The sequence below is a fragment of the Noviherbaspirillum sp. genome (genome assembly GCF_035254685.1).
Taxonomy (GTDB): domain Bacteria; phylum Pseudomonadota; class Gammaproteobacteria; order Burkholderiales; family Burkholderiaceae_D; genus Noviherbaspirillum.
Map to the genome: position 1 here is coordinate 1 of NZ_DATFAI010000032.1, position 25,289 is coordinate 25,289.

Genomic DNA, 25,289 nt, shown 5'->3' on the forward strand with positions numbered 1-25,289 from the left:
CAAGCCCATCTACGACATCCCCGCCGTGCCCAGCTGCACCGGCCAGGAACTGACCGACAACCTGCTCAAGCAGATCGAGCCCTTCGGCGCCACCTTCCACCTCGGGCAGGAAGTCACCGTGGTCGAAAAGCGCGAAGACGGCCGCTTCAATCTCGAGACCTCGGCAGGCACCCGTTTCATCACCAAGACCATCTTCATCGCCGCCGGTGTCGGTTCCTTCCAGCCGCGCACGATCAAGGTCGACGGCATCGAGAAATTCGAAGGAAAGCAGCTGTTCTATCGCGTCAAGGATCCGTCGCGCTTCCACGGCAAGAACCTCGTGATTTGCGGCGGCGGCGACTCCGCGCTGGACTGGACGCTGGACCTGGTCGGCAAGGCGGAATCGGTCGTTCTGCTGCACCGTCGCGAAGAATTCCGTGCCGCGCCTGCTTCCGTGGCGAAGATGAAGGAGCTGTGCGAAAACTACGAGATGCAGTTCCTGGTGGGCCAGGTGACCGGCTTTGAAGAGCAGAACGACAAGCTCACCGAAATCAAGGTGACCGGCGCCGACGGCGTGACGCGCCGCCTGCCGCTGGACGACCTGCTGGTGTTCTTCGGCCTGTCGCCCAAGCTGGGGCCGATTGCGGACTGGGGCCTGGATATCGAGCGCAAGCAGCTGAAGGTCGACACCGAGAAGTTTGAGACGAATGTACCGGGCATCTTTGCGGTGGGCGACATCAACACCTATCCGGGCAAGAAGAAACTGATCCTGTCGGGCTTCCATGAAGCTGCGCTGGCGGCGTTCGGCGCCGCACCGTACATCTTCCCGGAAAAGAAGATTCACATGCAGTACACCACCACCTCGCCGAAGCTGCACAAGGTGCTGGGCGTGGAAAGCCCGGTATTCGACTGAGCATTCTGCAAGTCACCGGAACGCCCCGCGCCTGCCAAGGTCCGGGGCGTTTTTCTTTGCTGCCACATTATTCATCGTTCCCGCAGGGCGCTGAGGAATCCGTTGTTGCCTCACAACATGCAGTCATCACTGTGAGCGGTCGGATTGCAGGTAATTTTTACAAATTGACCACCCGCGCAGCAAACTCTTCAAGGTGGCGACGATACGGCTCTGCCGCCCGCTCCGTCTGAGCTGCAGCGACAAATGCGCCCTGCCCTTCCTCGAAGCAGTCACCCTGCTACCGGCATGGAAAATGCTTTGATTTCTGTGCAGAACAGGCTGCATCAGGGCAGCAACCAGCCAAGGAACGGCCAGCCAGCAGACATGCTGGTCGCTCATAAACGATTTGCTCCGGGCGATTTCAAGAGCAGCGGCCAATGAGGCCGCCTCAGGCTTTTCCTTGCCCGTCGCTTGGCATAGTGGTCCGGGCCACCACAGAAGGCGTGGTGAATGTGCTACGCAAACACGGATGGATGTAACGCGGCGAAAGGCAGGAACGACCAAGTGAGGTACGGGTAATCAAGAGTCTGTTGTTTTCATGGAGAATGCATCCATACGGATAGCGTGTCGTACCAAGGGCAACAGATAACGAAACAGTCGCACTGCGGCCAACAGACGAAGTAGGTATGATGTTTCTTGACCGCACATTTCTTTGCCCATTGTTGGCAGGAAGGCAGCAGAGGAAAGAAACGGCCAGCAAGGCAAAACTGCAAACAGGAAATATATTTCTTGCGGAAATTTCCTAAAATTGCATATGATGCATTGCAGCAACTGATGTTTATCTGGAGAATCTAGCGCCACTGGTACCACTTGAAAGAGGCCACTATGCTTTACCAATTTCACGAGCTGAACCGGACTTTCCTGAACCCGCTGATCCAATGGGCGGAGGCTTCCGCCAAGTTGTTCACGAACCCGGTTTCCCCGCTCGCCCACACGCCGTTCGCGCAACGTATCGCGGCCGGCTACGAATTGATGTACCGGCTCGGCAAGGATTACGAAAAGCCCGAGTTCGGTATCAAGACTGTTCCGGTCAATGGCAAGCCCGTTGGCGTTTTTGAAGAAGTCGCCGAGCAAAAACCGTTCTGCCGCCTTATCCACTTCAAGAAAGACCTGACCGACAAGCAGTTCGCGGAACTGAAGCAGCCAACCGTGCTGCTGGTCGCCCCGTTGTCCGGCCACCATTCGACACTCCTGCGCGATACCGCCCGCAGCCTGCTGTCGGACCATGATGTGTACATCACTGACTGGACCGATGCGCGCATGGTGCCAGCATCCGAAGGACCGTTCCACCTGCACGACTACATCTACTACGTGCAGGACTTCATCCGCCGCCTCGGTCCTGATCTGCATGTAATCTCGGTGTGCCAGCCGACAGTGCCGGTCCTCGCCGCCATCTCGCTGATGGCGACTGAAAACGATCCGAAGCTGCCGAAGACCATGACCATGATGGGCGGCCCAATCGATCCGCGCAAATCGCCTACCGAGGTCAACGACCTCGCAACCAAGCGACCCTACTCCTGGTTCGAAACCAGGGTGATCTACAGCGTGCCGCCGAACTATCCCGGCTTCGGCCGCAAGGTCTACCCGGGCTTCCTGCAGCACGCCGGCTTCATCGCGATGAACCCGGGGCGCCACGCGCAGAGCCACTGGGATTTCTACATGCACCTGCGCGAAGGCGACAACGAGTCGGCGGAAATGCATCGCAAGTTCTATGACGAGTACAACGCTGTGCTCGACATGCCGGCCGAATACTATCTCGAGACCATCAAGACAGTCTTCCAGGAGTTCCGCCTGCCGATGGGTACCTGGGAAGTGGAGGGCAAGCTGGTGCGTCCGCAGGACATCAAGAGCGTCGCGCTGTTCACCATCGAAGGTGAACTGGACGACATTTCCGGTCTCGGCCAGACGGAAGCGGCGCATGGTCTGTGCTCCAGCATTCCGAAGGCGAAAAAGCAACATTACGTTGCCGAGAAGTGCGGCCATTACGGTATTTTCTCCGGTCGTCGCTGGCGTGAAATCATCTGCCCGAAGATCACGGAATTCATCAAGACCTATTCCTGATCAGCCTCAATTGCATGTCAAAGCCGTTCCCCGCCGGGAACGGCTTTTTTATTTATTGCATGCGCGGTTTGTCGGATAATCCTGTTTTTACCTTTTGCAGAACCTGCCGTGTCATCCAACGCCAAACTGCTGGCCGACCAGATCGAAGACCTGCTGCCGCAAACGCAATGCACGAAGTGCGGCTATCCCGCCTGCCGTCCCTATGCCGAGGCAGTAGCGAGCGGCACGGCCTCCTACAACCAGTGCCCGCCTGGCGGCGCGCAAGGCATTGCCAGGCTTGCGACGCTGCTGGGCAAACCTGTCATCCCCCTGAATCCGATCAACGGCATTGAACGCCCGCGCCCGGTCGCGGTGATCGACGAGAGCCTGTGCATCGGCTGCACGCTTTGCATCCAGGCCTGCCCGGTGGATGCCATTATTGGTGCCGCGAAGCAGATGCATACCGTCATTCCAGACCTGTGCACCGGATGCGACCTCTGCGTTGCGCCCTGCCCGGTCGACTGCATCGCGATGATCGACGTCACCCCGGGCAAGACCGGCTGGGACGCATGGTCGCAAGAGCAGGCGGATGCCGCGCGCCAGCGGCATGCCTTCCATGTCTTGCGGCTGCGACGCGACAAGGAAGAAAACGATGCGCGACTGGCGGCAAAGGCCGCGGCCAAGCTCAAGACGGTGGAAGCCGAATCGACGCTGACATCGGAAGAAAAGGCGGCGCAGGAACGCAAGCGGGCCATCATCCAGGCAGCGATGGAGCGCGCGCGGCTCAAGAAAGAGCAAATGGCGGCGCAGGCAGCGAATGCCCCAGGCCTCGCTGATGTCTCGCGTTCGGTGAAGAAACAGATCGCTGAAATCAACACCATGCTGGACGAAGCGAAAGACAAGCCATGAACGCAGAAAAGCGCCTCGAGCTTTTCAACCGATTTCGCAAGGCTAATCCGCACCCGACCACGGAACTGGAATACACCACGCCGTTCGAACTGCTGATCGCCGTCATCCTGTCTGCGCAGGCGACCGATGTTTCGGTCAACAAGGCAACGCGCAAACTTTACCCGCTCGCGAATACGCCCGCCAAAATCTACGCCTTGGGCGTGGAAGGTCTGACCGAATACATTCGTACCATCGGCCTGTATCGTACCAAGGCGAAGAACGTGATCGAAACCTGCCGCATCCTGCTCGAACAGCATGACGGCAAGGTGCCGCACTCGCGCGAGGCGCTGGAGGCCTTGCCGGGTGTCGGTCGCAAGACAGCAAACGTGGTGCTCAACACGGCGTTCGGAGAACCGACCATTGCCGTCGACACGCACATCTTCCGCGTCGCCAATCGCACCGGCATCGCGCCGGGAAAGAATGTCGAGGAAGTCGAGCGGAAGCTGCTGAAGGTCGTGCCGGAGGAATTTCGGCACGAAGCGCATCACTGGTTGATCCTGCACGGCCGCTACATCTGCATCGCGCGCAAGCCTCAGTGCTGGAATTGCCTGATTGCCGACCTGTGCGAATACAAGGACAAGACGCCTTTGCCCGAGAAAGGCGTCTGAACGCGCACGCTTTTATTCGGTCCGGCACGCCTCGTCGAAGGTGAGGCGCGGACCTCTCGGATGCAGCTTGCTGGTATCGCCGTACCCGAGGCTGCACACGAAGTTTGCCTTGATCGATGTGCCCTGAAAAAATGCCGCGTTCATCTTGTCCGCATTGAAGCCCGACATCGGTGCGCAATCCAGACCGATGGCGCGCGCAGCCATAATGAGATAAGCACCCTGCAACGATGAATTGCGCATCGCGGTGCTCGCAATCACTTCCGGCTTGCCCGCAAACCACGAACGCGCGTCGGGATTATGCGGAAAGAGTTGTGGCATTCTCTCGTAAAACGCCATGTCCATGCCGATGATCGCTGTCACGGGCGCCGCCCTGGTCTTGTCGACATTCCCCGGATCCATGCAGGCGAGCAGTTTTTCCTTCGCCTCGGCCGACTTCACGAAGACGATGCGCGCCGGACTGCAGTTCGCCGAGGTCGGCCCCCATTTCATCAGGTCATAGAGCTGTCGCAATTGCTCGTCGGAGACCGGCTTTTCGCGCCAGCCGTTGTGCGTCCGTGCATTGCGGAACAGGATATCGAGTGCACTGTCATTCAACATGTTGGGTTCCATTTTTGATGGTTCAGATTTCCTCGCGCTCGTGATGCGGGGAATGTTGTCTATGTTAAAGGAATCCGCGGCGGCAGGTTTGTGCCGGTACAATAAGCAGCTTCACCGAGATTCATTTTCCTGAATGATGTTTACTCCTTCGCAGCACGACGTTCGACGCTTTTTTTGCGATACCTATCGCAAGGCCATGGCCAACGAGATTCTTACGCCGATGGAGGCCATCGCGCGCGACTGGATCATGCAGCACGAGGAGTACTGGGACGCGCTTGCCGACACGGAAGCGGCACTGGCAAAGGACTACTCCGTGGAGAGTGGACAGACCAATCCCTTCCTGCACCTGTCGATGCACCTTTCGATTGCCGAGCAGATTTCGATCGACCAGCCGCCGGGCATCCGCGGTGCCTTTCTTTCGCTTTCGCAAAGACTGGGCTCGGAACATGAAGCGCATCACCAGGTGATGGAGTGCCTGGGCGAGATGATCTGGAATTCACAGCGCAGCGGCCTGCCGCCGGACGGCGCTGCCTATGTCGAATGCGTGAAGCGACGCTAGCTCTACTGCGTCAAAAATCGGCAATGAGTGGCTCCTTCCCGCTGCAAGGGGGAGGGAGCCATATGACTCAGTTTTTTGACGCAGTTGCGCTAGACCAGTATCAATAAAGAAAGCGCGCCCTCGCAGACGCGCGTTTTCGCAACAGGCGTCAGTGGATCCTGACAGTCAGCCTGTTCGGTTTGACTTCTTCCACCTTGGGTAATTCCACGCGCAGCACGCCGTTCCTGTAGCTGGCCTTGGCCTGATCGGCCTTGACCGCCGTATTCAGCGGAACGAGACGCTCGAAGCTGCCGTAAGCACATTGCAGCACGCGATAGCGCCCTTCCGTATCTTCACGTTCAAAGCGCTTCTCGCCGCGCACCACGAGGGAGTTGCCGCTCACCTCGATGTCGATGTCGTTCTTGTCCAGTCCCGGCACTTCAATGCGCACGACGATGCGTTTGTCGTCTTCGAACACATCGCCACCCAGCATGGACCAGCCCATCGATGGAATGAAGAACGCGTCATCGATATCGCTTTTTGCCGGCAGATTGGTCTGCGTGCTCGGCTTGAAACGGGTAATCGCGCTGGAAGCCGATTGACGCAGATGCTGCCAGCCTTCAGCGACCGAATCCCAGAAAGAAGACCAGCCTTGCTTGATCTCGTCGAAGTTCATCGCTTACCTCCATCGAACCGGAAAATGGCCGCATACGCGGCCCTTCTTTCAATCAGGAGACCTTGATGTCGATCCTGCGCGGCTGCGCGTGCTCCGCCTTCGGTATGCGCAACTTGAGCACGCCATTCTTGAATTCTGCCGTCGCCTTTTCGCTGTCGAGTTCGCGTGAGAGCGTGAACACCCGGCGATAGCGCGGCAGCCGCACTTCGACGTGGCTGGATTCGATCTCCTGCGGCGCATTCAACTCCACTTCGCCGTCAATCGTCAGGGTCTCTGCTTCGAGTTGCAGGTTGAGCTTCTCCTTGGGCACGCCGGGCAGGTCCGCAAACAGCGTGATGCCGGAAGCGTCCTCGATCACATCGACCGGCGGGAGCAAGGCGACCTCCGGGCGAGCGCCTTCATTGGCCTTGGTGACATTCGCTTTGTCGTTCATGGTGCTTCCTCCTCGATTACTGGATAGAGATACGGCGCGGCTGCGGTGCTTCACGACGCTTGACGCTGACATGCAGCACGCCATTCTTGTACTCGGCGGAAACGCCGCTCGGATTGACATCATCTTCCGGCAGGCTCACCACGCGACGGAACGGGCCGGCGAAACGTTCGTTGATATGCACGGACGCCTTGTCGCCCTCCGCAGGAAGATCGGCAGAGCGCCGACCGGATATCGTCAGGACACCGCGTTCCAGATGGACTTCGATGCTGGCCGGATCGAGTCCTGGTGCAAAGGCATAGAGCTCCACCGATTGCTGCGTATTGCCGACGTTCAAGGCAGGGAAGCCGCCGCGGCCGATACCGCGGATGCTCGGGCCGCCTTCCAATGCTTGCTGCATCTCGCGTTGCAGCCGTTCAAGTTCGGAAAACACGTCCCGAGGAAATACCGATCGGTACAACATTTCATCCTCCTGTCATGTTGAAGTTGATTCAGCCCGACGCCGTTCGTTATCGGCGTACATGGACAACATATGCGCAGCTGAAAAAAATTCAATACCTTGAATTGCCGCTCGTGCGGCACCATTATTGATATAAACGAATCAATAAGTAGAAGGAGAATCCGATTGGAATTCAAGGACTACTACCAGGTTCTGGGCGTTGCCCGGGACGCGCCAGCAGACGAGATCAAGAAATCGTTCCGCCGCCTTGCACGCAAGTACCACCCCGATGTCTCCAAGGAACCCGGTGCGGAAGCCCGCATGAAGGAGCTCAACGAGGCTTTCGCGGTGCTGTCGGATCCCGAGAAGCGCGCCGCCTATGATCAGCTCGGACAGCGCTACCATGCCGGCCAGGAATTTCGTCCGCCGCCGGACTGGGACGCTGGCTTCGAATTTTCAGGACGTGGCTTCAGTGGATCGGAAACTACAGACTTCAGCGATTTCTTTTCGGAGCTGTTCGGCGGTCGCATGGGCGGCTTTGGCGGGGCGGGGGCGGGGTCTCATGCACGCGGCCAAGACCATCATGCGAAAATCATGCTCGACATCGAGGATGCCTATCACGGCGCGTCGCGCACGTTGAGCCTGCGCGTACCGCGCGTCGACCAGCACGGCCATGTGACGCTTACCGAGCATTCGCTGGACGTGCGCATTCCCAAGGGTGTGCGCGAAGGCCAGCTGATTCGCCTTGCCGGTCAGGGCGCGCCCGGTGCAGGCGGCGGGCAGTCCGGCGACCTGTATCTGGAAGTGCATTTCAATCCGCACGCCCGCTACCGTGTCGACGGACGCGACGTGTACGCCAGCCTGCCGATCGCGCCGTGGGAAGCTGCGCTCGGCGCCAGCGTGAAGGCGCCGTTGCCGGATGGAATAGTGGAAGTGCGCATTCCCGAGGGTTCCCAATCGGGGCGCAAGCTCCGCCTCAAAGGGCGGGGAATTCCCGGCTCGCCGCCGGGCGATTTGTACCTCGTGATGGAGGTTGTGCTGCCGCCTGCCGCCAGCGCCGAGGCGCGCAACCTGTATGAAACGATGGCGCGTGAACTCGCCTTCAATCCACGCCAGGCACTGGGAGTGTGAACGATGACGCAGGAAATTGTGGCAATTGTGATGGAGGAAGCGCGGCTCTCGCTGGATGAACTGGCCGTGAGCTGCACGGTGAGCCGCGAATGGATCGTCGAACATGTGCGGGCCGGCGCCCTTCCCGGCCAGGCCAGCGATGATCCCGGACAGTGGCATTTCTCCGGGCGCGACCTCATGCGGACGCGCCGCCTCCACGAGCTGGAACGCACTTTCGACGCCAATCCGGAACTGGCCGGGCTGGTCACCGACCTTTTCGATGAACTCGAGCGGCTGCGTTCCCGGATGCGGGCCGCGGGATTATCGCTGGACTAGCGGCCACCATTGCGGAATCGACGTCCAAAAACAAAAAGCCACGAAGCATCGTGGCTTTTGCATGAAGTGAGTGCAGCGATTACTTGCGCAGCACGAGTGAACCCGGCAGGCTGTGCAGATAAGCGGCGATGTCCTGGATGTTCTGATGCGACAGCGGCTTGGCTTGCGAACCCATGATTGCATTGCCCCGGCCATTGGCGCCGTCTGCGCCGCGCTGGTACGCAATCAGCGCATGCGCCAGATAATCCTCGTGCTGGCCGGCGAGCTTTGGATAGCTCGGATCAACCGGGGAATTGAAATCCTGGCCATGGCAAGCGGCGCAATTGAATTTCTGGACGGCAGCCTTGCCGGCTTCGATATTGCCGCCTGCAAATGCATTGAACGACATCAGGACGGCTGCGCCCGCGAGAATCTTTTTCATCGTCTGTCCCCTCATTTCTGCTGTGCGTAGTATGCCGCGACGTCGGCGATGTCCTGATTCGACAGGCCGGCCGCGATGCCGCGCATGCTCGGGTTCTTGCGATCCCCCTTCTTGTACTCGTTGAGGGCGTTCATGATGTACTTCGCATTCTGCCCGCCCAGCATGGGCACCGAGTACACCTCGGGGAACGAGGCCTTGTAGCCCGGGATGCCGTGGCACCCGATGCACATGGCAACCTTGTTTTCTGCCGCCTTGGGATTGCCGACGAGGTCCGCGGATGCGGCGACGCTGGCAACACCTGCGAGCGCGAGGAACGCAAATAGTTTTTTCATGGTCGATGGAGGGGTGAGTGATACGAAATCCGGAACTGCCTTATTCGCAAGAAGTCCGTACGGGACACGTGCCTGCTCGCCAGGGAACTGGCAGCAGGCCGTTTTCCGGCACCGTAAGACCAAGGGAGACAGCCGACCCGAACTACTTGCGAATAAGTTCCCGATGCGTTTTGTAGGTGTTTCTCTGACGCATCAAAATCAAGTAATTCTACATTAACATTGTCCGATCGTCCACGCGAGGCGGAGACCGTCTCCGACATGGGCAACAGACTATTGGCCGGTCCTCGACCGCTTCACGCTTTCCTGCTCTTCCGGAGCTTTCCGTTCAGGTAAAACCTCGACCGTGGCGAGTTGACGTTCGGGCAACAGGAAGGCACGCGGCGAGGCGATCAGGCGTCGCACGACGGCGCGCATCACCACGCGGCGAAGCCGCACCGGCACGTCGCGTGCGTGCAGTGCCAGCACAAGCGCGCAGCCGAATGCCACGCCGATGTTCAGTATGCCGGTCAGGAAAACGCCGCCCGCCGCGAGCCAGAACTCAGCCGTACCGAACACGCTCCATCCCAGGCTCGCGCCGGCCGCCGCAAGCGTGCCGGTGGCGAGCGTGACATGTCGCACGTCCAGCGGCAGGCCGAAAAACTGCAGGAGGACGGGCGACATGCCCAGCAGGAGTGCCAGCGACACATTGCCGACAATACCGGCGACGTTGCGCTCAAGCCAGTGCGCGAGACGATCGGCACGGACCGGCCCGAGCGCGTGGACCAACCGGCGATGATGTGCCAGCGCTTCGCGCATTTTCCGCAACGCGAACCAGTTGTCGGCAAAACCGGCGCCGAGGCTTGATAGCCACAGCAGCACGCCGGTGAAAGCCGCGAACAATGGCGTCACGCCAAGCATCGACAGTCCATTCAGGCTGGCATGCGCGCGGTCAGGCGACATGAGCCCTGAGCCAGTTGCGAGCCACATCGCGAGCGACACCACGACCATTGCCGGAATGATGGCAGCGACATTGCCGAAGACCGCCGCCGCCTGCGAGCGCAGCAGCGCGCCGATTTCGGCAATCAGCTTGCGCATGCCATCGGCCGTATCGAGTGACTGCATCTTCGAGGCCAGTGCGGGTGCGGTAATGGCGGGCTGCCTCGCTGCGAGTGTGCCGCCCGTCATGGAAATCGCAAGGAAACTCACGGCGTAATTCAGCGAAGCAAACGCGCCCTCGAAAAAGCGCGCAACGCCGGCGGCAGGGATCGCCGCCTTGACGAGCACAGTCATGGCGCTTACCGCCCCGCCCCGGCATGCCGATCTGAACATTGCCAGATATTCACCACGGTCGCGCGAAACATAAGCCTCGCCGCGGTCAGCATTGCGCTCGACCATCTTGCGCGCCAACAGCGAAAAGCTGCGGCTGATCAGCCCGCGCACCGTGGAGCGATAATGATGCGCCTCGACCAGATCCAGCAGCAGCGCCTGCACCGGCACGCTCAGCTGCGAGCCGGGCAGCGCGGATCGCAGGTCGATCAGGCGCGCCATCCGCGCCAGTTGCGCGCGCATGCGTTCGACACGGTAGACCAGTCCGACCGATACGCCGTGCTCATCGAGGTGCGCATAGATGCGGTCAGTCTGCGCCTGGCAAACTGCGACCAGCATGCGCACGCTGCGCAGCGCGGCCTCATCATGCGCGCCCGCCATCAGGTACTTCTGCAATTCGCGCTGCAGCGCCATGAACGGGGTTGCCTGCAGCGGCACGCGCGGCTCCAGTCGCTGGCGGAACTCCGGGCTGATGCCGACCGCGATGATCATCGATACCAGATAAGTGAGCGCTTCGTCGATCTGCTGGCTGTAGGCGTGCGTAATCCCGTCGTCGGCGCACAGCTTCCAGAGGCGCGCCAGGGTCTTGTGATCCATGCCGGTGAGCCAGTCGGCATCGGCAGGATCCGGGAACATCGTGGTAAACAAGGCGGAAAGCTCATGTGCCGATGGTGCTTTCGGCAAGATCATTTTGGCAATGCGTTCCGACAGTTCACCGAAAAATGCCGGTTCGTGTGGCAGGCCGGTGGCGCAGAACAGTTCCGGTCCGGCCGCCTCACGCAAGGTTTTCTGCAGCGTTGCCTGCACCACGCGGCGCACATCCCGATGACTGTCGAGCCAGTCGAGCATGAAACGCGTGCGCTGGTGCTTGATGCGCCGCCAGGTGTTTTCATCCAGGCTCGACTTGCGCGGGCCGTGTCGAAGCCAGTCGGCGACATCGATCATCCAGTTGGCGCGCTCGGTCCAGGCGGCAAAGGGATTGGCGCGCCGCATCAAGGCTTCGATCTGTACGATGTACTGCAGGTGATGCTCGTTATGGCGGGGTGATGTCCGGCGAAAACGACGCCACATCACCCAAAGCTTCAGCAGGGAAATTTTCATGAAATTTTGGAAATGAAGAAAATTGGCTCGAGGCTTTCCTCCAGCCCGTATTATCTTTCTCGCTTATACTTGGTCTTATTTTCAATCTTGATGACACAACGCTATGCGACAAGATACCCGCTTCGAAGGTTCCCAAAATTATGTTGCGACCAACGATCTGAAACTCGCGGTCAATGCTGCATTGACGTTGCAGCGTCCGCTGCTGATCAAGGGTGAACCGGGGACCGGCAAGACCATGCTGGCCGAGGAAGTGGCCGCCGCGCTCGGCATGCCGCTGCTGCAGTGGCACATCAAGTCCACTACCAAGGCGCAGCAGGGCCTGTATGAATACGATGCCGTGTCGCGCCTGCGCGATTCGCAGCTCGGCGACGAGCGCGTGAAGGACATCCACAACTACATCGTCAAGGGTGTGCTGTGGCAGGCGTTCACGTCGGAGGAGCAGGTCGTGCTGCTGATCGATGAAATCGACAAGGCGGACATCGAATTTCCGAATGACCTGCTGCGTGAACTCGACCGCATGGAATTCTATGTGTACGAAACGCGCGAGCTGGTGAAGGCGAAGACGCGCCCGCTGGTGATCATCACTTCGAACAACGAGAAGGAATTGCCCGACGCCTTCCTGCGCCGTTGCTTCTTCCACTACATCCGTTTCCCCGACAAGGACACGATGTCGCAGATCGTCGACGTGCATTTCCCGGATCTGAAAAAGGACCTGCTTGCGAAGGCGCTGGAGACCTTCTACGAAGTGCGGGAAGTCGCCGGCCTGAAGAAAAAACCTTCCACCTCCGAGCTGCTCGACTGGCTGAAGCTGCTGCTGGCCGAGGACATTCCGCCGGATGCATTACGCAGCAAGGATGCGAAGGCCATCGTGCCGCCGCTGCATGGCGCGCTGCTGAAGAATGAACAGGATGTGCATTTGTTCGAGCGGCTGGTATTCATGTCGCGCGCGAATCGCTGAGGGAGCGGCTGCCATGGCCTTCATTGAGCCCGTCGTCCTGTCCGGCCGACATGCCACGCTGGAACCGCTGGCCCTGGAGCATGAGGAAGAAATCAGGCTGGCCGTTGCGGACGGCGAGCTGTGGGAGCTCTGGTTCACGACGGTGCCAAAACCGGAAGGCGTGCGCGACTATATCGAACAACTTCTTTTGCAGCGGGAGCACGGCGAGGCATTTGCCTTTGCGGTGCGCGACAGCGCGAACGGCAGGATCGTGGGCTGCACGCGCTACCTGCATCTCGATGAAGCCAATCGGCGGCTTGAGATCGGCGGAACCTGGTATGCGCAACGCGCCCAGCGCACCGGGATCAATACCGAGTGCAAGCTGATGCTGCTGGGACATGCCTTCGAGAAGCTGCGCTGCATCGCGGTTGAGTTCCGCACCGACTGGTTCAACAAGCGATCGCAGGCTGCGATCGAACGACTCGGCGCGAAGCGCGACGGCGTCTTGCGCAACCACATCATCATGCAGGACGGGCGCATTCGCGATTCGGTGGTCTACAGCGTCATCCAGAACGAGTGGCCCGGCGTGAAAAAGAACCTGCAGCACAAACTGGCTTCCAGGGACTGACATGCTGATCGATTTTTTCTTCACACTGAAAGACGCGAAGATTCCGGTGTCGATCAAGGAATTCCTGATCCTGCTGGAAGCGATGCAGAAGAACGTCATCAATCCGTCGCTGGACGAATTCTATTTCCTGTCGCGTACCACGCTGGTCAAGGACGAAGCGCATTACGACAAGTTCGACAAGGCGTTCGGCCTGTATTTCAAGGGCATCGATGCGATCTTTGAGAAGAATCCGGAGATTCCGCTCGAGTGGCTGAAAAAGCGCATGGAGCGCGAACTCACGCCGGAGCAGATCGCGGCGATCGAGAAGTTCGGCTACGACAAGCTGATGGACCGACTGAAGGAACTGCTGAACGAGCAGAAGGAACGCCACGAAGGCGGCAACAAGTGGATCGGTACTGGCGGCACTTCACCTTTCGGCAACGGCGGCAAGAATCCGGAAGGCATCCGTATCGGCGGCGAAGGTGGCAACCGCAGCGCGGTGAAGGTCTGGGAAGCACGCGCCTATCGTGATTACGACGATGAACGCGAACTCGGCACGCGCAACATCAAGGTCGCGTTGCGCCGCCTGCGCAAGTTCGCGCGCGAAGGCGCGGACGAGGAACTCGCGCTGGATGACACGATTCGCGCCACCGCGAACAACGCCGGCTATCTCGACATCAAGATGCAGCCGGAGCGCAAGAACAACATCAAGGTGCTGATGCTGCTGGATGTGGGCGGAACGATGGACGATCACATCGCGCGCACCGAAGAATTGTTCTCGGCGGCGAAGACCGAATTCAAGAACATGGAGTTCTTCTACTTTCACAACTGCGTGTACGACTACCTGTGGAAGAACAATCGGCGCCGCCACGCGGAGCGCTTCCCGACCTGGGATATCCTGCGCAAGTACACGCCCGACACCAAGCTGATCTTCGTCGGCGACGCGACCATGAGCCCATACGAAATCCTGCAGGCTGGCGGCTCGATCGAATACAACAACGAGGAAGCCGGCGCCGAATGGCTGCAACGCTTCACCAGCACTTTCCCGAAATTCATCTGGCTCAACCCCGAGCCGGAAGGATTGTGGCAATACCGCCAGTCCATCTCCGTCATCCGTCAACTGATGAACAACCGCATGTTCCCGGTCACGATCGAAGGGCTGGAACGCGGCATGCGGTTGTTGAGCAAGTAGTTTGATTTTGTCCACGGAAAACACGGAAGACACGGAACAGATCAAGATCCTGGACTGCAGTCGTTAGCCATATGTCGAGCACTGACATTCGTTCGGGCTTTTCCAGTAACACTTTCGTATTTTTCCGTGTTTTCTGAAGGGGACGCCGAGTGTTTTCTGCGGACCCTCGCCCTTCAACGCGCAAACGGCAGGAATTTCTTCAGCGCGGTGATCAGGTGATGGCTGGCGAGGGGTTTGTTGAGGAAGCCGTCGGCGCCCACGTAGCTGGCCTGTTCCAGGTCGTACACGAAGGGTTTGCTGATCAGGAAGATTACGGCGATCCTGACCGGGGAATCTTTTTCCTTGATCGCCCAGCACAAGCGGTAAGGATCGACGCCGGGCGTTGAGGTATTGATCAACACAGCCGAGATGGGCTCCTGCTTGCACACTTCCACCGCGTCGACTTCGTCATTCACCCAGACGACAGGAATCCGCTGGCGCGCCAGCAGGTCGGCCAGGTAGTCGCGCAGCGCGGCACTCTTGTCGACCACGAGCACCGCGCCGTCACGGCGAACCTTGGAGCGCATTTTCTCGTATTCTGCCGGATCGGTGAGGTCCAGGTCGAGGCGGTCGCGGCGACGACGTTCCGGCACGGTCACGACATCGGACGCCTCCAGACGCGACAACGCGTCGGCGCGTGTTTCCATGAGTGCATCGAGGGCTGCAAACAATTCGGGCCATGCGAGCGGCCGGTCCAGCTGCCGATAAGGGAGCTCCACATCGGGCTGCCCGATCAGCAAGGCGGGCCGTACATCACTCGGACGCAGGTCCGTCAGCGTGACGAGCGCCTTCAGTTCCCCGGCGTTGGCGATGTAGAGGTCGGGATCCTGCAGATTTCCTTCCGCGAGGCGAAAATAGCCGTAGCTGTTTGCTTGCTCCGTCTCGAAAGCAGCGTCGAAAGCCTCCAGCTCCTGCGGAGGAAATCCGATCAAGCGTACGGCGAATGGAAAATTGCGGGATGACATGAGGTTTCATTTTATAAAGATTTCATGACCTTGCACCAATTAAATTGCAATCACGCATCACCTGCGCTACCAAGCCCTTGCACATTCCCGCTGGACCGCATTGGAAGGCGGAATATCGCCCCCATCTTGGTTCTCCCGCATTCACCCCCGATTTTTCATTAGAATGCTGTGACTTATGTTTAAATACATTCCATCAAGCAATAACAGCCTATCAGGCACCTCCATTTGAATGGCAACCAAAAAATCCTCTGCATCTGATTACAGCGAATCGTCCATCCGGGTCCTGAAGGGACTCGAGCCGGTCAAGCAGCGCCCCGGCATGTACACCCGCACCGAGAATCCGCTGCATATCATCCAGGAAGTGATCGACAACGCCTCGGACGAAGCGCTGGGCGGCTTCTGCAAGAACATTTCAGTGACGCTCAACACCGACGGCAGCGTCAGCGTCGAGGATGACGGGCGCGGGATTCCCGTCGGCCTGCATCCGGAAGAAAAGGTGCCGACGGTGGAAATCGTCTTCACCCGACTGCATGCGGGCGGCAAGTTCGACAAGGGCTCGGGCGGTGCCTATTCCTTTTCGGGCGGTCTGCACGGCGTCGGCGTTTCCGTCACCAACGCGCTGTCCTCGCGCCTCGAAATCACGGTGTGGCGCGAAGGCGGCGAGCACAAGATCACGTTTGCCGACGGCGATGTCATCGAGAAACTGAAATCGCGCACGCTGGCAAGAGATGAACGGCGCACTGGCACCCGCGTCACCGTCTGGCCTAACGCGAAATACTTCGACTCCTCAGCCATCCCGAACGCAGAATTGCAGCGCCTGCTGCGCTCCAAGGCGGTGCTGCTGCCCGGCGTGCGGGTCACGCTGACCAATGCGAAGAATGGCGATACGCAGACCTGGCAGTACGACCAGGGCTTGCGCGGCTACCTGGTCGAGTCGCTGGCGCAGTCATCCAATGCCGATCCGCTGATCCCTCTGTTTGAAGGCGAGCAGTACGCGAGCGGCGACGTCGACGGCTTTGCCGAAGGCGAAGGTGCTGCATGGGTGGTGGCCTGGACGGAAGAAGGCAATGTCGTGCGCGAATCCTACGTCAACCTGATCCCGACACCGGCCGGCGGCACGCATGAAGCGGGCTTGCGCGAAGGCCTGTTCGGCGCGGTGAAAAGCTTCGTCGAGATGCATTCGATGCTGCCCAAGGGCGTGAAGCTCTTGCCGGAAGACGTGTTCACCCGCGTGTCCTTCGTGCTCTCTGCCAAGGTGCTCGATCCGCAGTTCCAGGGCCAGATCAAGGAACGGCTGAATTCGCGCGATGCAGTGCGCCTGATCGCCACCTTCACGCGGCCCGCGCTGGAACTGTGGCTGAATCATCATGTCGACTACGGCAAGAAGCTGGCCGAACTGGTGATCAAGCAGGCGCAATCCCGCCTGCGCTCGGCGCAGAAGGTGGAGAAGAAGAAGTCCTCCGGCGTTGCCGTGTTGCCCGGCAAGCTGACCGATTGCGAATCGGATGACGTGAGCCGCAACGAGCTTTTCCTGGTCGAGGGCGATTCTGCCGGCGGTTCGGCCAAGATGGGGCGCGACAAGGAATTCCAGGCCATCCTGCCGCTGCGTGGCAAGGTGCTCAATTCCTGGGAAACCGAACGCGACCGTCTGTTCGCAAACAACGAGATCCATGACATCGCGGTGGCCATCGGCGTCGATCCTCATGGGCCGAACGACACCCCTGATCTGAGCGGACTGCGTTACGGAAAAATCTGCATCCTGTCCGATGCAGACGTGGACGGCTCGCACATCCAGGTGTTGCTGCTGACGCTGTTCTTCAAGCACTTCCCGCAGCTGATGGCGCGCGGACATATCTGTGTTGCGCGCCCTCCCCTGTTCCGCATCGATGCACCGGCGCGCGGCAAGAAGCAGGCGCAGAAGCTGTACGCACTGGATGAGGGCGAACTGGAAGCGATCGAGGACAAGTTGCGCAAGGATGGACTGAAGGACGGCGCGTGGACCATCTCGCGCTTCAAGGGCCTGGGTGAAATGAATGCGGAACAGTTGTGGGAAACCACGATGAACCCGGATACCCGCCGCCTGTTGCCGGTCTCGCTGGGCGACTTCGACCTCGCGGCTTCCGAATCGCGCTTCAACATGCTGATGGGTAAAGGCGAAGCCGCCGCGCGGCGTGCCTGGCTGGAAGAGCATGGCAATGAAGCGGAAGCGGATATCTGATCTGATTAATGACTCCTTCCCCCTCTTAGCGGGATGGTTGGGATGGGGGCGCCCGGCGAGGGGTGAAGTGATTGAACTGTCGCAGTCGTTTGTTCAACCTCACTCCCCCCACCCTAACCCTCCCCCTGCAAGGGGGAGGGAACTTCAAGACTTGAACCACAATGACCGAACAAGCCTCCCTGTTTGAAGAAATGCCGTCCGGCGACGGCGAAGCGCTGACGCTCGCCACCTTTGCGGAACGTGCCTATCTCGACTACGCCATCTCCGTCGTCAAGGGCCGCGCGCTGCCGGATGTGTGTGATGGCCAGAAGCCGGTGCAGCGCCGCATCCTGTATGCGATGCATGAACTCGGCCTGAATGCCGCCGCGAAGCCGCGCAAGTCCGCCGCGGTGGTGGGCGACGTGCTGGGCAAGCTGCATCCGCACGGCGACCAGTCGGTATACGACGCACTGGTACGCATGGCACAGGATTTCTCGCTGCGTTATCCGCTGATCGACGGTCAGGGCAACTTCGGCTCGCGCGACGGCGACGGTGCCGCGGCGATGCGCTACACGGAAGCGCGCCTGACACCGATCTCGAAATTGCTGCTCGACGAAATCGACATGGGCACGGTCGATTTCCAGCCGAACTACGATGGTTCGACAGAGGAGCCCAAACTGCTGCCGGCGCGCCTGCCCTTCGTGCTGCTGAACGGCGCATCGGGCATTGCGGTCGGCCTCGCGACAGAAATCCCTTCGCATAACCTGAGTGAAGTCGCGAAGGCTGCGGTGGCGATGATCCGCAATCCGAAGATCACACACGCGGAGCTGATGCAACTCATTCCCGGTCCCGACTTTCCCGGTGGCGGACAGATCATCACGCCGTCCTCCGCGATTACCGAGATGTACGAGAACGGCCGCGGCACGCTCAAGGTACGCGCCCGCTGGAAGATCGAAGACCTCGCGCGCGGCCAGTGGCAGGCTGTCGTCACCGAACTGCCGCCCGGCACTTCTTCGCAGAAGGTGCTGGAGGAAATCGAGGAGCTGACCAATCCGAAGGTGAAGGTCGGCAAGAAGTCGCTGCTGCCGGAACAGCTGGCGATGAAGCAGATGATTCTCTCCGTGCTCGACACGGTGCGCGACGAATCGGGCAAGGATGCGCCCGTGCGTCTGGTACTCGAACCGAAGTCCAAGAACCAGGACCAGACCGAGTTCATGAACATCCTGCTCGCCAACACCTCGCTGGAGACCGGCACGTCGATCAACCTGGTGATGATCGGCGGCGACGGACGTCCGCGGCAAAAGGGCCTCGGCCATATCCTGCACGAGTGGATCGATTTCCGCTTTGCGACGATCACCCGCAGGACTCAGTTCCGGTTGCAGAAGGTCGACGACCGCATCCACATCCTGGAAGGCCGTGAGGCGGTCCTGCTGAACATCGACAAAGTCATCAAGATCATCCGCGAATCGGATGAGCCGAAACCGGCGCTGATGCATGCCTTCCGGCTATCCGACCGCCAGGCCGAGGACATCCTGGAAATCCGCTTGCGCCAGTTGGCGCGACTGGAAGCAATCAAGATCCAGCAGGAGCTGAAAGAACTGCGCAACGAAAAGGCGACGCTGCACGATCTGCTCGACAATCCGTCGTCGATGAAACGGCTGGTGATCAAGGAAATCGAGGGTGACGCCAAGCAATTCGGCGATGCGCGCCGCACGCTGATCGAAGAAGCAGAGAAGGCGGTCGTCGAACAGAAGGTGCTGGACGAGCCGGTCACTGTCGTCGTTTCGACGAACGGCTGGGTACGGGCCCGCACCGGCCACGGCCATGATCCGGCGCAGTTCACCTTCAAGGCCGGCGACAGCCTGTATGGCACCTTCGAATGCCGCACGGTGGATACCTTGCTGGCCTTCGGCTCGAACGGGCGCATCTATTCCGTCGCAGTGTCCGCCCTGCCCGGCGCACGCGGCGACGGCGTGCCGGTCACCACGCTGATCGAACTGGCCAGCGGCACACACCTGCTGCATTACTTCGTCGGCCCGGCCGATACGACGCTGATGCTTGCTTCCACGGCAGGCTATGGCTTCACCGCGAAGGCTGGCGACATGGTCAGTCGCATCAAGGCGGGCAAGGCGTTCATGACCATCGATGACGGCGATACGCCCGCGGCGCCGCGCGTCGTTACGACCGACGCAGGTGCCCTTGCCTGCCTCTCGGAAAAAGGACGTCTGCTGGTCTTCGGCCTGGATGAGATCAAGATGCAGTCCGGCGGCGGGCGTGGCGTTATCCTCATGGAGCTGGAAAATAACGAGAAGCTGGTGGCTGCCCAGCCGATCAGCAAGAAGGGTGTTGTCGTATTCGGCACGGGACGCGGCGGGAAGGCGCAGGAGCTGACCTTGTCCGGTGCTGCGCTGGCGAACCACTTTGGCAAGCGCGCGCGCAAAGGCAAGGCGCTGGAAGCGAAGATCAAGCCAAGCGGCCTGGCGGCTGCGAAGTAATCGTCTCAAGCGGCTGCGCGACCGCGAGATGCGCAGCCGCGTTTCCTTTACACATACGGCGTGTATTCAATGCCGTTCTGCACCACGCCCATCAATTGCGCCTGGTTCTCCGGGCTCTCGCTGAAATCGATCAGCACGCGTATCTGCGACGCCACGCCGTTATCCAGCACATTCAGCCACCACGCGAATCCTTCGGCATCTGGGGCGCGGTGCAACACGTTCTGGTAGTAGTGGGTGAGGATATCGGCATTCGAAGGTGATGTGCCGTACAGCGAGCGGAACTCGTCGGAGTAATAGAAACCCGAGGCGACGTTCATCAGCGAAAAACCGGCGTCGAGCGCATTGATCCAGAATCCGAGTCCAGGCAGGTCCGGCGCGCGATTGAACGCGGCCTGGTAGAGGCGATAAGCCATGCCTGCATCGCCATTGATGTCGAAAGCCAAGGCCGTGTTGTCGAAAACAAGACGTTCCGCATTGGACAGGACGTCGGTGCCCTGCGACCCGGTGTTGTCGACCACCGTCAATCCGCTGGCCGTTTTGTAGATCGCATAATTGCTACGGTTTCCGGAAAAGACAACGCTGTCCAGGCCGGCGCCACCGTCAATGACGTCATTGCCGGCACACGCGATCAGACGGTCGTTGCCGTCATTGCCAGACAGGATGTCGTCGCCACTCGTGCCGTCGATGATGTCGTTTGACGCCGTCCCAATACAGGTCTTGCCCACGCTCGCATCGCTATCCGGCGTAAGCGACAGGTTGTAAAACTGGATCGTCTCGACATTGAGCAGTGAATCGCAGCCTTCCGTGCCGGCACGATCAATGACGGTATATCCCGTGGCATTTCTGGCGATGGTGTAATTGCTCCGTAACCCGGCATAGACGGCCGTATCAACCCCGGTTCCGCCGTCGAGCACATCGTCGCCCCCGCCGCCGGTCAGGTTGTCATTGCCGCCGTTGCCCCAGATATGGTTGGCCGCGGCATTCCCCACGATGCAGTCGTTGCCGCTTCCCCCCTTTGCGTTTTCGATCACCGTGCCGAAGTTCACGCTGATCTGGCCGGCGGATGAGATCAGCGAAGACTTCGAGCCGATGTAGCCCCAGTAACCCGGTTCGAGGTACAGGTTAATCGGCTGCGTGACCGCCGAGCCGTCGATGGTGTCATTGCCGCCGCCGTCCCAGATGAAGTTGGTGCTTGCGGTCTGCAGCGTGTAGACGTTATCTGTGGTTACAGCGGTGCTGGGACCGTACAGGTACTGCAGCGCGGCGATATCGAAGGGTGAATAGCGCAGGTGATAGTCCTGCGGTCGGTCGGTGTAGCTCATCACCGACCATTGCGTGCTCTCTTCCGCCGAAGGCAGATAGGGCCCTTCTCCGTAGGTACCATCGGCAGACACATGCGAGAAGGTGTGCTTCAGCCCAAGCGCATGCCCGATTTCGTGGATCAGCGTGAGCGCGGCATACTGGCCGTCCTGCGGCGTCAGGTTGCCTGGTGTGGAGTTGTCCAGCAGGACATCGCTGCCGATCGCACCGTCGTAGGGATAGTAGGCGTAGCCGACGGATGTGCTCTGGATGTTATTGGCAAAGACGATGGTGTTCAGCGCCCCGGGATCAGTGGTCTCGACAAAGTGGATGTCGATGATGCTTGATATATAGGCGAGTGCCTGCTGCACGAACGCCTTTTGCTGCGCATTGAATGGCGTGAATCCGTTACTGTCGTCACTGGAGAATTGCGACGGTGGCGTAGCCGGAAAGCAGTAATACAGCGTCTTGCTGCCGTTGAGCATCGGCTGGAACCCGGGAGCATCGCCCGGCAACAGCGCATCGATCCAGTATGGCAGGCGCTGCACGCCGGACGCCCAGGACCAGCTCTCGACATCCGCATTGGTCTTGTAGAAGTCGACATACACGATGCCGCCATCGGTGCCGCTGCTGTCGTAGATGCTCGCATGCCGGTCGCGGATGATGTAATAGTCATTGCCGGAGCCGCCGAGCAGGAGGTCGTTGCCGGTTCCGCCGTCCAGCGTGTCGTTGCCCGCACCACCCTCCAGGATGTCGTTGCCGTCGTATCCGAAAAGCGTATCGTTGCCGTCGAGGCCGTTTAATTGATCGTCGCCTGCTGTTCCAGCAAGCGTATCGGCGGTGCTTGTGCCGGAGATGTTCATGTTCCAGGATGATTCGGTGGAGGCTTGCGCTGCGAACGTACTGCGCGGAAGGGAATTCAGCGAGGGCCGGAGAGCCGCTTCGATGCATGCGATCCGGATACTTGCAGCGAAGCAAGTTCAACCGATGTTACACCAGCGGCGGAAAGTCCGGCAATGACGTGGCGGCGGGATGGCGCGAGCGACGGAAGGATGTTGTTTTATCGTCCTGACGAAATGGCAAGTAGCGCCGCGTCGTCCGAACAAAAAATGCCGCAGTGCTTGCAACACTGCGGCATTTGGCTGACACGCAAAACAGCCCTGAACTGACCTACATTTTCGCAGCGATCAGCTTTCCAAGGCGTGCTACGCCCTCGCGGATCTTCTCGGGCGGCACCGTGACGAAGCTCAGCCGCAGCGTATTGCTCTCCGGCGCATTTGCATAGAACGGGCCGCCGGGAACGAAAGCGACATGCTCTGCAATTGCTTCATCGAGCAGCTTCATGCTGTCGATATGTTTCGGTAGCGTGACCCAGATGAACATGCCGCCTTCCGGGCGCGTCCAGGTGACGCCCGAGGGGAAGAATTCATCCAGTGCGGTGAGCATCGCATGACATTGATCGGCGTACAGCTTGCGAATCGTGGGGATATGCTCGGCAAGGAAACCATCCTTCACGACTTCGTACACCACCATCTGCGTCAGCTGCGCGGTGTGCAGGTCAGCGGCCTGCTTGGCCTGCTCCAGCTTGCGGATCAGCGGCACCGGCGCAACCACGTAACCGAGGCGGATGCCGGGCGTCAGCACCTTGGAGAAGGAACCCATGTAGATCACGCCGTCAGGGTTCATGGTCACCATCTTCGGCAACGGCTCGCCGCGATAGCACAGCGCGCCGTAGGGATCGTCCTCGATCAGCGGCAGGCCAAGACGCGCGCAGGTGTCGACCAGCGCGGCGCGGCGTTCGACGGAGAGCGTGCGGCCGGTCGGATTCTGGAAATTCGGCAAAGCGTACAGCAGGCTCGCGCCCTGCCCGATGCTGGCGACATGCTCGGGCAGCAGGCCGTGCTCGTCGGTGGCGACGGAGACGAATTGCGGGCGGTACACGGAAAAGGCCTGCAGCGCGCCGAGATAACTTGGCGTTTCGACCAGCAGCCTGCTGCCTTCGTCGACCAGCACCTTGGCCAGCAGATCGAGGCCCTGCTGCGAGCCGGACACCATCAGCACCTGCTCCGGTACAATCTTCGCGCCGTTGACCGACAGGGAATTCGCAATCCATTCACGCAAGGGAGCGTAGCCGTCCGACGGGCCGTATTGCAGCGCAACCTTGCCCTGGTTCGACAGCACGGTGTCGAAGGCGGCGCGCATTTTCTCGACCGGGAAAGTTTCAGGGGACGGCAATCCGCCAGCAAAGGAGATGACTTCGGGGCGTACAGTCACCTTCAGGATTTCGCGGATCGCAGAGCTTTGCAACTGCTGCGCGCGCTCGGAGAATTTCCATTGCATCGGTGTCGGGTTTTCCATTTTCATTGCTTGTCTCACTTGAATGATGGCGGCATCTGCGTTGTTCCCGGATGGCGGGGCGAATCACATTTGCCTTGTTGTCAGGCCTGCTTGTGGCGGCCAGGGAAGGACGGCATCGGGTAGATGCCGTCCGAAAACAGGATTACTGGAGTTGCGCCTCCGAGTCGCTTCCGGAAAACTTCGCCGACAATCCCTTCTCAAGTTCGGCGATGCCGGCCGGGAGGTCGAGTGTCGCGCCGGCATACTGCATGCTCGATCCCAAGGCATGCAACGTCCGGAACAGGTTGTGCGCGCGGCTCTGTTCGCCCATCTGTCCGATGCGCACGATGTTCAGGCCGAAGGAACCGGAGATCTCCACGCGATGCACGCGCGACATGTGCGTTCGCACCGCGTCGCCGGAAATCCCGTCCGGAACGGTGATGCCGACCACGGAATTCAGGCGCACCGGCTCGGGCACGTGCAGCTTCAGGCCCATCGCTTCGATGCCGCGCTGCAGCGCCTTGGAACAGACTTCATGGCGACGGAAACGGCGCGTCAGCGTTTCGTCGCAGACGAGACGCAGCGCTTCATGCAGCGCCAGGATGCCGGAGACCGGCGCGGTGTAGTGGTAGGACTTCTGGTTCCAGAATTTGTCCGCCAGCAGCGCATCGAGGCACCAGTGCGTGATCGGCTTGTCGCGCGCTTCGATGCGCTTCCAGGCGTTCTCTGAAAACGCCAGCAGCGACACGCCGGGAATCGAGGACAATCCCTTCTGTCCGCCGGTGATCACCGCGTCCACCTTCCAGCGATCCATCTCCAGCGGCATAGTGCTGAGCGTGCAGACCGCATCCACGATCACCATGCAGCCGTAGGCATGCCCGAGGCGTGCGATCGCTTCCAGGTGGCGGTTGTAGACGGTGTTCGAGGTTTCGCCCTGTACGATGGTGAGCGTTCTGTACTCGCCCTGCTTGAGGTGCTGTTCGATCAGATCGGGATCGGCGGCTTCATTGTCCGGCACGGTGATGACAGTGACTTCCGCACCGACGCGCGTCGCCATCTCCGCCATGCGGCGGCTGAAGTAGCCGTTGCAGATCGACAGCACCTTGCTGCCAGGGGTGACCAGGTTGCAGACCGCCATTTCCATAGCCGCCGAACCCGGGCCCGCCACGCCGAGTACATGGCTCGACGCCGTCTGGAATACGTAGCGGCCCATTTCCTTGACCTGCTCGATCACCTTGTTCATCGTCTCGCCGAGATGGTTGATGACGATGGAATTGGCGTAGGCCACCTTGTGCGGAATCGGCACAGGACCAGCGCCCATCATCAGCAAGGGTTCTTCGGGAAGGATGTGGTCGAGCGAAACGACGGAAGGCGGATGATAGGTTTCCATAGAGCGGGCCGGTCAGTAA

General features: G+C 60.0%; 23 protein-coding genes. 12 read left to right on the forward strand and 11 right to left on the reverse strand.

Annotated elements, in window-relative coordinates:
* The 4 genes from VJ698_RS14605 to nth form a co-directional block, all read left to right on the forward strand.
* Positions 1-892 (forward strand): NAD(P)/FAD-dependent oxidoreductase (locus tag VJ698_RS14605; RefSeq protein ID WP_324103510.1); only part of this gene is annotated, 892 nt, incomplete at its 5' end.
* An 864-nt stretch (positions 893-1,756) separates the two neighbouring features.
* Entirely contained in the window at positions 1,757-2,992 is a 1,236-nt protein-coding gene (locus VJ698_RS14610) for a polyhydroxyalkanoate depolymerase (protein WP_324103511.1), read from the forward strand.
* Between the two features lie 108 nt (positions 2,993-3,100).
* Complete coding sequence (rsxB, locus tag VJ698_RS14615; RefSeq protein WP_324103512.1) at positions 3,101-3,880, forward strand: electron transport complex subunit RsxB; 780 nt, start codon at positions 3,101-3,103, stop codon at positions 3,878-3,880.
* Positions 3,877-4,527, forward strand: a complete 651-nt coding sequence (gene nth, locus VJ698_RS14620; protein ID WP_324103513.1) for an endonuclease III — start codon at positions 3,877-3,879, stop codon at positions 4,525-4,527. Before rsxB ends, nth begins: the two co-directional genes overlap by 4 nt.
* A gap of 12 nt (positions 4,528-4,539) precedes the next feature.
* Here nth and VJ698_RS14625 read toward each other — a convergent pair whose 3' ends face one another.
* A complete protein-coding gene (locus VJ698_RS14625; RefSeq protein WP_324103514.1) occupies positions 4,540-5,124 on the reverse strand; it encodes a malonic semialdehyde reductase in 585 nt (194 codons plus the stop codon).
* 136 nt (positions 5,125-5,260) lie between these two features.
* Between VJ698_RS14625 and VJ698_RS14630 the strand changes: the two genes are divergently transcribed.
* Positions 5,261-5,683 (forward strand): DUF1841 family protein, encoded by a 423-nt coding sequence (locus tag VJ698_RS14630; protein ID WP_324103591.1) that lies wholly within the window; start codon positions 5,261-5,263, stop codon positions 5,681-5,683.
* A gap of 148 nt (positions 5,684-5,831) precedes the next feature.
* Here the strand turns inward: VJ698_RS14630 and VJ698_RS14635 are convergent, their stop codons facing one another.
* The 3 genes from VJ698_RS14635 to VJ698_RS14645 are packed head-to-tail and all read right to left on the reverse strand — an operon-like array spanning position 5,832 to position 7,231.
* The gene (locus tag VJ698_RS14635) at positions 5,832-6,338 is read right to left on the reverse strand and encodes an Hsp20/alpha crystallin family protein (protein ID WP_324103515.1); all 507 of its coding nucleotides are present in this window, start codon (positions 6,336-6,338) and stop codon (positions 5,832-5,834) included.
* A 52-nt stretch (positions 6,339-6,390) separates the two neighbouring features.
* Positions 6,391-6,771, reverse strand: coding sequence for an Hsp20/alpha crystallin family protein (locus tag VJ698_RS14640; RefSeq protein WP_324103516.1), 381 nt, complete (start codon positions 6,769-6,771; stop codon positions 6,391-6,393).
* Positions 6,772-6,787: 16 nt separating this feature from the next.
* Positions 6,788-7,231: an Hsp20/alpha crystallin family protein gene (locus tag VJ698_RS14645; RefSeq protein WP_324103517.1), complete on the reverse strand. Its 444-nt coding sequence runs from the start codon at positions 7,229-7,231 to the stop codon at positions 6,788-6,790.
* A gap of 162 nt (positions 7,232-7,393) precedes the next feature.
* Here VJ698_RS14645 and VJ698_RS14650 point away from each other — a divergent pair, with 162 nt between their 5' ends.
* Together VJ698_RS14650 and VJ698_RS14655 are read left to right on the forward strand one after the other, a co-directional pair.
* Positions 7,394-8,338: a DnaJ C-terminal domain-containing protein gene (locus VJ698_RS14650; RefSeq protein WP_324103518.1), complete on the forward strand. Its 945-nt coding sequence runs from the start codon at positions 7,394-7,396 to the stop codon at positions 8,336-8,338.
* A gap of 3 nt (positions 8,339-8,341) precedes the next feature.
* Positions 8,342-8,653 (forward strand): MerR family transcriptional regulator, encoded by a 312-nt coding sequence (locus VJ698_RS14655; protein ID WP_324103519.1) that lies wholly within the window; start codon positions 8,342-8,344, stop codon positions 8,651-8,653.
* A gap of 79 nt (positions 8,654-8,732) precedes the next feature.
* Here VJ698_RS14655 and VJ698_RS14660 read toward each other — a convergent pair whose 3' ends face one another.
* The 3 genes from VJ698_RS14660 to VJ698_RS14670 form a co-directional block, all read right to left on the reverse strand.
* Positions 8,733-9,074 carry a cytochrome c gene (locus VJ698_RS14660; RefSeq protein ID WP_324103520.1) on the reverse strand — a complete coding sequence of 114 codons (342 nt, stop codon included), beginning with the start codon at positions 9,072-9,074 and terminating at the stop codon, positions 8,733-8,735.
* A gap of 11 nt (positions 9,075-9,085) precedes the next feature.
* Positions 9,086-9,406 (reverse strand): cytochrome c, encoded by a 321-nt coding sequence (locus tag VJ698_RS14665; RefSeq protein ID WP_324103521.1) that lies wholly within the window; start codon positions 9,404-9,406, stop codon positions 9,086-9,088.
* Between the two features lie 270 nt (positions 9,407-9,676).
* The gene (locus VJ698_RS14670) at positions 9,677-11,812 is read right to left on the reverse strand and encodes a site-specific recombinase (protein WP_324103522.1); all 2,136 of its coding nucleotides are present in this window, start codon (positions 11,810-11,812) and stop codon (positions 9,677-9,679) included.
* Positions 11,813-11,915: 103 nt separating this feature from the next.
* Between VJ698_RS14670 and VJ698_RS14675 the strand changes: the two genes are divergently transcribed.
* From VJ698_RS14675 to VJ698_RS14685, 3 genes are read left to right on the forward strand one after another with little or no spacing between them, the layout of a single operon-like run.
* Complete coding sequence (locus tag VJ698_RS14675) at positions 11,916-12,770, forward strand: MoxR family ATPase (protein ID WP_324103523.1); 855 nt, start codon at positions 11,916-11,918, stop codon at positions 12,768-12,770.
* A 13-nt stretch (positions 12,771-12,783) separates the two neighbouring features.
* Positions 12,784-13,377: a GNAT family protein gene (locus VJ698_RS14680; RefSeq protein WP_324103524.1), complete on the forward strand. Its 594-nt coding sequence runs from the start codon at positions 12,784-12,786 to the stop codon at positions 13,375-13,377.
* Position 13,378: 1 nt separating this feature from the next.
* A complete protein-coding gene (locus VJ698_RS14685; protein ID WP_324103526.1) occupies positions 13,379-14,548 on the forward strand; it encodes a hypothetical protein in 1,170 nt (389 codons plus the stop codon).
* 173 nt (positions 14,549-14,721) lie between these two features.
* Here VJ698_RS14685 and VJ698_RS14690 read toward each other — a convergent pair whose 3' ends face one another.
* Entirely contained in the window at positions 14,722-15,552 is an 831-nt protein-coding gene (locus tag VJ698_RS14690) for a response regulator (RefSeq protein ID WP_324103527.1), read from the reverse strand.
* 229 nt (positions 15,553-15,781) lie between these two features.
* Here VJ698_RS14690 and VJ698_RS14695 point away from each other — a divergent pair, with 229 nt between their 5' ends.
* Both VJ698_RS14695 and parC read left to right on the forward strand, forming a co-directional pair.
* The gene (locus VJ698_RS14695; RefSeq protein WP_324103528.1) at positions 15,782-17,770 is read left to right on the forward strand and encodes a DNA topoisomerase IV subunit B; all 1,989 of its coding nucleotides are present in this window, start codon (positions 15,782-15,784) and stop codon (positions 17,768-17,770) included.
* 161 nt (positions 17,771-17,931) lie between these two features.
* Positions 17,932-20,244, forward strand: a complete 2,313-nt coding sequence (gene parC, locus VJ698_RS14700) for a DNA topoisomerase IV subunit A (protein WP_324103529.1) — start codon at positions 17,932-17,934, stop codon at positions 20,242-20,244.
* A 47-nt stretch (positions 20,245-20,291) separates the two neighbouring features.
* On the opposite strand, the gene VJ698_RS14705 is transcribed toward parC, so the two are convergent.
* The 3 genes from VJ698_RS14705 to VJ698_RS14715 all read right to left on the reverse strand — a co-directional run bounded on the left by VJ698_RS14705 (position 20,292) and on the right by VJ698_RS14715 (position 25,270).
* Positions 20,292-22,406 (reverse strand): DUF4214 domain-containing protein, encoded by a 2,115-nt coding sequence (locus tag VJ698_RS14705; RefSeq protein WP_324103530.1) that lies wholly within the window; start codon positions 22,404-22,406, stop codon positions 20,292-20,294.
* Positions 22,407-22,713: 307 nt separating this feature from the next.
* Positions 22,714-23,907 carry a PLP-dependent aminotransferase family protein gene (locus VJ698_RS14710; protein ID WP_324103531.1) on the reverse strand — a complete coding sequence of 398 codons (1,194 nt, stop codon included), beginning with the start codon at positions 23,905-23,907 and terminating at the stop codon, positions 22,714-22,716.
* A 136-nt stretch (positions 23,908-24,043) separates the two neighbouring features.
* Positions 24,044-25,270, reverse strand: coding sequence for a pyridoxal-phosphate-dependent aminotransferase family protein (locus VJ698_RS14715; protein WP_324103532.1), 1,227 nt, complete (start codon positions 25,268-25,270; stop codon positions 24,044-24,046).
* Between the last annotated feature and the right edge of the window lie 19 nt (positions 25,271-25,289).

What these genes read in the sequence shown, in the direction of transcription:
- VJ698_RS14610 (WP_324103511.1), top strand. Translation starts at nt 1,757, where the DNA reads ATGCTTTACCAATTTCACGAGCTGAACCGGACTTTCCTGAACCCGCTG.
- nth (WP_324103513.1), top strand. Translation starts at nt 3,877, where the DNA reads ATGAACGCAGAAAAGCGCCTCGAGCTTTTCAACCGATTTCGCAAGGCT.
- VJ698_RS14625 (WP_324103514.1), bottom strand. Translation starts at nt 5,124, where the DNA reads ATGTTGAATGACAGTGCACTCGATATCCTGTTCCGCAATGCACGGACG.
- VJ698_RS14630 (WP_324103591.1), top strand. Translation starts at nt 5,261, where the DNA reads ATGTTTACTCCTTCGCAGCACGACGTTCGACGCTTTTTTTGCGATACC.
- VJ698_RS14635 (WP_324103515.1), bottom strand. Translation starts at nt 6,338, where the DNA reads ATGAACTTCGACGAGATCAAGCAAGGCTGGTCTTCTTTCTGGGATTCG.
- VJ698_RS14640 (WP_324103516.1), bottom strand. Translation starts at nt 6,771, where the DNA reads ATGAACGACAAAGCGAATGTCACCAAGGCCAATGAAGGCGCTCGCCCG.
- VJ698_RS14645 (WP_324103517.1), bottom strand. Translation starts at nt 7,231, where the DNA reads ATGTTGTACCGATCGGTATTTCCTCGGGACGTGTTTTCCGAACTTGAA.
- VJ698_RS14655 (WP_324103519.1), top strand. Translation starts at nt 8,342, where the DNA reads ATGACGCAGGAAATTGTGGCAATTGTGATGGAGGAAGCGCGGCTCTCG.
- VJ698_RS14660 (WP_324103520.1), bottom strand. Translation starts at nt 9,074, where the DNA reads ATGAAAAAGATTCTCGCGGGCGCAGCCGTCCTGATGTCGTTCAATGCA.
- VJ698_RS14665 (WP_324103521.1), bottom strand. Translation starts at nt 9,406, where the DNA reads ATGAAAAAACTATTTGCGTTCCTCGCGCTCGCAGGTGTTGCCAGCGTC.
- VJ698_RS14670 (WP_324103522.1), bottom strand. Translation starts at nt 11,812, where the DNA reads ATGAAAATTTCCCTGCTGAAGCTTTGGGTGATGTGGCGTCGTTTTCGC.
- VJ698_RS14675 (WP_324103523.1), top strand. Translation starts at nt 11,916, where the DNA reads ATGCGACAAGATACCCGCTTCGAAGGTTCCCAAAATTATGTTGCGACC.
- VJ698_RS14680 (WP_324103524.1), top strand. Translation starts at nt 12,784, where the DNA reads ATGGCCTTCATTGAGCCCGTCGTCCTGTCCGGCCGACATGCCACGCTG.
- VJ698_RS14685 (WP_324103526.1), top strand. Translation starts at nt 13,379, where the DNA reads ATGCTGATCGATTTTTTCTTCACACTGAAAGACGCGAAGATTCCGGTG.
- VJ698_RS14690 (WP_324103527.1), bottom strand. Translation starts at nt 15,552, where the DNA reads ATGTCATCCCGCAATTTTCCATTCGCCGTACGCTTGATCGGATTTCCT.
- VJ698_RS14695 (WP_324103528.1), top strand. Translation starts at nt 15,782, where the DNA reads ATGGCAACCAAAAAATCCTCTGCATCTGATTACAGCGAATCGTCCATC.
- parC (WP_324103529.1), top strand. Translation starts at nt 17,932, where the DNA reads ATGACCGAACAAGCCTCCCTGTTTGAAGAAATGCCGTCCGGCGACGGC.
- VJ698_RS14705 (WP_324103530.1), bottom strand. Translation starts at nt 22,406, where the DNA reads ATGAACATCTCCGGCACAAGCACCGCCGATACGCTTGCTGGAACAGCA.
- VJ698_RS14710 (WP_324103531.1), bottom strand. Translation starts at nt 23,907, where the DNA reads ATGAAAATGGAAAACCCGACACCGATGCAATGGAAATTCTCCGAGCGC.
- VJ698_RS14715 (WP_324103532.1), bottom strand. Translation starts at nt 25,270, where the DNA reads ATGGAAACCTATCATCCGCCTTCCGTCGTTTCGCTCGACCACATCCTT.